This window comes from Streptomyces sp. NPDC055506, from assembly GCF_053643595.1.
In genome coordinates this window covers 23,233-29,379 of the sequence record NZ_JBSHKH010000107.1, presented here as the reverse complement: position 1 = coordinate 29,379, position 6,147 = coordinate 23,233, and the positions used below count along the sequence as shown (strand labels likewise).

The window sequence follows — 6,147 nt, the reverse complement described above, 5'->3', positions numbered from 1 at the left end:
GTTGATCTGCGGCGCCTGCACGTCGTAGACCAGACGGACCTGGAGCTGCGGGATGCCGATGATGCCGAAGATGACACCCAGGGCACCGCTGCGGAAGCCGAGGCCGTCACCGCCGCCGAACACCGCGAACAGCAGGTTCACGGTCATCAGCAGGATGAAGCCGAGCGCGGCCGCCATCACGAAGCCGTAGAAACGGCGGTTGACGCGGATCCAGCCGGCCTTGTACGCGATCAGCACACCGGCGAAGACCGCCATGGTGCCGATCACGGCCTGCATGGCCGCGCCGTCGGCGATGCGGTTGTCGACGATGTTGGAGACGACGCCGAGGAAGACTCCCTCGAACGCCGCGTACGTCAGGATCAGCGCGGGCGAGGCCTTGCGCTTGAAGGACTGCACGAACGCCAGGACCATGCCGATCAGCGCGGCGCCGATACCGATGCCGTAGCTACGGCCGATGTTGGCGTCGTCGATCGGCAGCAGCGCCCAGGAGAGCGCCGCGGTGAGGACGAGCACACCGAGCGTGCTCGCCGTGCGCAGGACGACGTCGTCGATGGTCATCCGGCCGGTGGTGGCCGGCGCATGCGGCGGTGCGCCGTGCTGCAGGTCCTGCTGGGCGTAAGGGTTCTGCGCGTACGGGTTCTGCGCGTACTGGTCGCCCGTCGGCTGCGCGTACGGGTTGCCCTGCGTGGCGACGGCGGGACCCCCGGCCTGCGGCGCGGTGTTGAAGCCCGCGTAGCCGTTGTCGCGGCTGAACCCCCGTCGCGAGAAGACCGGGTTTCTGCTCCTCATTTCACTCCTCCACGGCCACACGTCGTGGCCTTGGCTCAAGAGTAATAGGTAGGCAAAGGAATGACCCTAGTGCTTGGGGAGGATCTTTCCCTCGTCGTGCTGCGCAACACGCTACGTGGCTTCGTGATTCCCCTCACCGGAGGGGGTCATTCGTCACACGTCGAGCGGGAACCCCGTGTACCCCTCAGCCAGGTCGGTCTCGGCGGCGCGGTTGGAGGCGATCCGCTCCAGCCGGGCGAGCTGGAGCCGGTCCTCGAAGCCGGTCACGCCGGGGGCGCGGTGCAGCAGGGTCGTCATGTCGTAGGAGAAGCGCTCGGCCTGCCAGATCCGGCGCAGGCAGGTCTCCGAGTAGGCGTCCAGCAGTTCCGCCGAACCGGTCACCTTGCGGTGCGTCAGGGCCCGCGCGAACGTCACGACATCGCCGACGGCGAGATTCAGCCCCTTGGCGCCGGTCGGCGGCACGATGTGAGCGGCGTCACCGGCGAGGAAGAGGCGGCCGTGGCGCATGGGCTCGTGGACGTAGGAGCGCATCGGGGTGACGGACTTCTGGGTGATGGGGCCGCGCTCGAGGCGCCATTCGTCGGCGGTCTCGAAGCGGCGCTCAAGCTCGTCCCAGATCTCCTCGTCGCTCCACGCCCCGGCGTCGGTGCCGTCGGGCACCTGGAGGTAGAGGCGGGACACGGACGGCGAGCGCATGGAGAGGAGGGCGAAGCCGCGGTCGTGGCGGGCGTAGACCAGCTCGTCGTGCGAGGGCGGTACGTCGGCGAGGATGCCGAGCCAGCCGAAGGGGTACGTCCGTTCGAAGACTTGGGTCAGTTCGGCCGGAATCGCGTTGCGGGCCACGCCCCAGAAGCCGTCGCAGCCGACGACGTAGTCACACTCCAGGACGTCCTCGCGGCCCTCGTGCCGGAAGCGGACGCGCGGGGCGTCGGTGCCGGCGTCCTCCACGGCCAGCGCCTCCGCCTCGAACAGCAGCGGGCCGCCCTCCCGGAGCTGGAGGGCGATGAGGTCCTTGCAGACCTCGGTCTGGGCGTAGACCATCACGGACCGGCCGCCGGTGAGGGCGGGGAAGTCGACGCGGTGGCGCCGGCGGTCGAAACGCAGTTCGATGCCGTCGTGGCGCAGGCCCTCACGGTCCATGCGCTCCCCGGCGCCGGCCGCGCGCAGTACGTCCGCCGTGCCCTGCTCCAGGATGCCGGCCCGCTGCCGCCGCTCGACGTAGGCACGGTCGCGGCTCTCCAGGACGACCGAATCGATGCCGGCGTTGTGGAGCAGCCGGGCCAGGAGGAGGCCGGCGGGGCCGGCTCCGATGATGCCGACGGTGGTGCGCATCGGGCACCTTCCCTCACTCTTGTTCGTGTGGTGAAAATTTTTTCACCACTGCGGGATGTGAGTTTCCGACGGCATGCGCCCGCTGTCAACGGGCATGCCGTGAAGTCTTCAATGAACCATGCAGGAGTCGGAAGGGTGCCCGGAGCCGGACTCGAACCGGCACGCCCGCGAAGGGGCAGCGAGGTTTAAGCTCGCCGTGTCTGCATTCCACCATCCGGGCAGGCCATGGGCTCCGCGTCGAGGTCCCGAGACTATCGGGACGGATCCCCCGAACAGCGGAAGCACGGACCGATGTTGTCTTATTTTATTGACGTCTGAGGGTGCATCAGCACACGGAACACGCCATCCGCACTTGCCAATAGCCTTGCGTGCGGCGGTGGGCGCCGCATACGGAATGACGGAATTTCACCGCTTGAACGAGGGCACTCCACCTGTTCTCGACATCGGGGCCCCTCAGGTCCCCGACACCGGGCCCACTCAGGGACGTTCGTCATCCCCAGGTATGACACCGCCGCTCACGGTCAGACCGAAGTCGGCCCCCGGAACGGGAACTGCGGGTGACTACAGGGCGACCGGGGACCCGGACGATGGATCACGTCCTCCCGACACCATCGCCGTCCCGACAGGAGTGCCATCCCGTGACCACCGCTTCCCTCGCCGACCGGGCCACCACCGTGGCCGCGCGCGCCACGGATCTGTCGAAGATCTACGGGCAGGGTGAGACCCAGGTGGTCGCCCTGGACCGGGTCTCCGCCGACTTCCGGCAGGCCGAGTTCACCGCGATCATGGGCCCCTCCGGCTCCGGCAAGTCGACCCTGATGCACTGCGTGGCCGGTCTCGACTCCTTCTCCTCCGGGTCGGTGCGCATCGGCGACACCGAGCTCGGCTCCCTGAAGGACAAGCAGCTCACCAAGCTGCGCCGGGACAAGATCGGCTTCATCTTCCAGGCGTTCAATCTGCTGCCGACCCTGACGGCCCTGGAGAACATCACCCTCCCGATGGACATCGCGGGCCGTAAGCCGGACAAGCAGTGGCTCGATTCCGTCATCCGGATGGTCGGCCTGGCGGACCGGCTGGGCCACCGGCCCTCGCAGCTGTCGGGCGGTCAGCAGCAGCGCGTCGCCGTGGCGCGGGCGCTGGCCTCCAAGCCCGAGATCATCTTCGGTGACGAGCCCACCGGAAACCTCGACTCGCGCTCCGGCGCCGAGGTGCTGGGCTTCCTGCGCAACTCCGTGCGGGAGCTGGGCCAGACGGTGGTGATGGTGACTCACGACCCGGTGGCCGCCGCCTACGCGGACCGGGTCGTCTTCCTCGCGGACGGCCGGATCGTGGACGAGATGCACGGGCCCACGGCCGACTCGGTGCTCGACCGCATGAAGGCGTTCGACGCCAAGGGCCGCACCAGCTGATCCCCCGTCAGGACCGACAGGACTGAGAAGAAGAACCCATGTTCCGTACCGCCTTGCGCAATGTGCTCGCGCACAAGGCCCGGCTCCTGATGACCGTCCTCGCCGTGATGCTCGGCGTGGCCTTCGTGTCGGGGACCCTGGTCTTCACCAACACCATCTCCGACGCCTTCCAGAAGAGCTCCGCCAAGGGCTTCGACCGGGTCGACGTCGCCGTGACATCGGACTACCAGGACTCCGAGGGCGACCGGGTCGGCAAGGTCCACGACCTGGACCGGGCCGTGCTCGACAAGAGCGAGCGGGTTCCCGGCGCCGCGTCCGCCATCGGTGTCGTGCAGGGCTTCACGGCCATCGCCGACAAGGACGGCAAGCTGATCGGCCAGGGCTTCCAGTCGCAGGGCGGCAACTACTGGGGGGACAAGGACCCCCGCTACCCGCTCACTAGCGGGCACGCGCCCAAGGGCGCGGGCGAGATCCTCATCGACTCGGAGACGGCCGAGCGGGCCGGGTACGAGGTCGGCGACACCGTACGCATGTCGGTCGACGGGCCGGTCCTGACCCCGAAGATCGCCGGCATCTTCACCACCGACGACGGCAATGTCGCGGTCGGCGGCTCCCTGACCCTGTTCGACACGGCGACCGCGCAGAAGCAGTTCGGCAAGGCGGGCGTCTACGACCAGATCGACGTCACGGCGAAGGCGGGCGTCTCGCAGGCCGCGCTCAAGGCGGAGCTGGACAAGGCGCTGCCCGAGGGCACCGTCCAGACCACCACCGGCAAGCAGCTCGCCGACGACCAGGCCGAGACCATCTCCCGGTCGATGAGCGGCATGCAGACGGCTCTGCTGGTCTTCGCCGGCATCGCCCTGTTCGTCGGCACGTTCATCATCGCCAACACCTTCACCATGCTGGTCGCCCAGCGCACCAAGGAGCTGGCTCTGATGCGCGCGGTCGGCGCCTCGCGCCGGCAGGTGACGCGGTCGGTGCTGATCGAAGCGTTCGTGGTCGGGGCGGTCGCCGCCGTGACCGGTCTGGTAGCGGGCATCGGCATCGGGGCCGGAATGCGCTCCCTGATGGGCTCGTTCGGCGCGACCGTGCCCGACGGCCCGCTGGTCGTCAAGCCGGCCACGATCGCCGTCGCGTTCGCCGTCGGCATCCTGGTGACCATGCTGGCGGCGTGGCTGCCGGGCCGCCGGGCCGCGAAGATCCCGCCGGTCGCGGCCATGAGCAGCGTCCACGCCAAGGCCACGACCAAGTCGCTGGTGCTGCGCAACACGCTCGGCACTCTGTTCTCCGCCGCGGGCATCGCGGTGGTCCTGGCGGCCACGACCATGGACGGCTCGGACGGGCAGATGCCCATGGGCCTCGGCGCGGTGCTGCTGATCATCGGCGTGTTCATCCTGACCCCGCTGCTGTCCCGGCCGCTGATCGCCGCCGCGGCGCCGGTGCTGCGCGCCTTCGGCGTCTCCGGCAAGCTCGCCCGGCAGAACTCGGTGCGCAACCCGCGCCGTACGGCCGCCACCGCCTCCGCGCTGATGATCGGCCTGACCCTGATCACCGGTATGACGGTGACGGCGGGCAGCCTCCAGCAGGCCATCGACAAGATGGCGGCGTCCGCGATCAAGGCGGACTACGTGGTGTCCATGGCGAACGGCAACCCGCTGTCCCCGGACGTCGAGAAGAAGCTGAAGCAGGCCGACGGCGTCACCGCCACCAGCGCGATGACCAACGCCGTGGCCCGTGTCGACGGCAAGACCGACGAGTACCTGACCGGCGTCAACGGCGCCGCGATCGGCGAGCTGGCCGGCCCGAAGGTCGAGGACGGCTCCTTCGAGGTGGGCGGCTCCCAGGTCGTCGTGGACAGCACGACCGCCGAGTCCAACCACTGGAAGGCCGGTTCGAGCTTCAGCGTCGCATTCGAGGACGGCAAGAAGCAGCGGCTCACCGTCGCCGGAACGTACGAGAGCAACGAGTACCTCAGCGGCATCCTGCTCGACCAGGCGACACTCGCGCCGCACACGTCCGACCCGTACGTCATGAAGGTCATGGCGAAGACGTCCGGCGGCGCGTCCGCCGCGGCGCAGGACAAGCTGGAGAAGGCCCTCGACGACAACCCGGCGATCAAGGTCCAGGACAAGCAGGACATCTCCAACGAGATCGCGCAGATGTTCACGCTGATGCTGAACATGCTCTACGGACTGCTCGCCATGGCCGTGATCGTGGCGGTCCTCGGGGTCATCAACACCCTGGCCATGTCGGTCTTCGAACGCTCCCAGGAGATCGGCATGCTCCGGGCGATCGGCTTGGACCGCAAGGGCATCAAGCGGATGGTCCGTATGGAGTCCCTGGTGATCTCGCTGTTCGGCGGGGTGCTGGGCATCGGCCTGGGCGTGTTCTTCGGCTGGGCGGCCGGTGAGCTGCTGGCCTCGAAGATGCCGACCTACGCGCTGGTCCTGCCCTGGGCCCGGATGGGTGTCTTCCTGCTGCTGGCCGCGACGGTGGGTGTCCTCGCCGCGCTGTGGCCGGCCCGGCGGGCGGCCCGGCTGAACATGCTGGAAGCGATCAAGGCGGAGTAGCGCGCACGGCGAAGACGCGGAGGCCCCCTTTCCCACCGGTGGGAGAG

4 protein-coding genes and 1 tRNA gene are annotated in these 6,147 nt (G+C 68.8%); 2 read left to right on the top strand and 3 right to left on the bottom strand.

The window, feature by feature from the left end:
* The 3 genes from ACWIF2_RS30725 to ACWIF2_RS30715 all read right to left on the bottom strand — a co-directional run.
* The coding region (locus ACWIF2_RS30725; protein WP_454364097.1) for a Bax inhibitor-1/YccA family protein at positions 1-789 on the bottom strand (789 nt) is incomplete at its 3' end.
* A 153-nt stretch (positions 790-942) separates the two neighbouring features.
* The gene (locus tag ACWIF2_RS30720) at positions 943-2,121 is read right to left on the bottom strand and encodes a 4-hydroxybenzoate 3-monooxygenase (RefSeq protein ID WP_454364095.1); all 1,179 of its coding nucleotides are present in this window, start codon (positions 2,119-2,121) and stop codon (positions 943-945) included.
* A gap of 136 nt (positions 2,122-2,257) precedes the next feature.
* Positions 2,258-2,341, bottom strand: a tRNA-Leu gene (locus tag ACWIF2_RS30715).
* Positions 2,342-2,759: 418 nt separating this feature from the next.
* On the opposite strand from ACWIF2_RS30715, the gene ACWIF2_RS30710 reads away from it, so the two are divergent.
* Both ACWIF2_RS30710 and ACWIF2_RS30705 read left to right on the top strand, forming a co-directional pair.
* Positions 2,760-3,530: an ABC transporter ATP-binding protein gene (locus tag ACWIF2_RS30710; protein ID WP_189726760.1), complete on the top strand. Its 771-nt coding sequence runs from the start codon at positions 2,760-2,762 to the stop codon at positions 3,528-3,530.
* Positions 3,531-3,568: 38 nt separating this feature from the next.
* Positions 3,569-6,100, top strand: coding sequence for an ABC transporter permease (locus ACWIF2_RS30705; protein WP_454364094.1), 2,532 nt, complete (start codon positions 3,569-3,571; stop codon positions 6,098-6,100).
* The last annotated feature ends 47 nt before the right edge of the window (positions 6,101-6,147 follow it).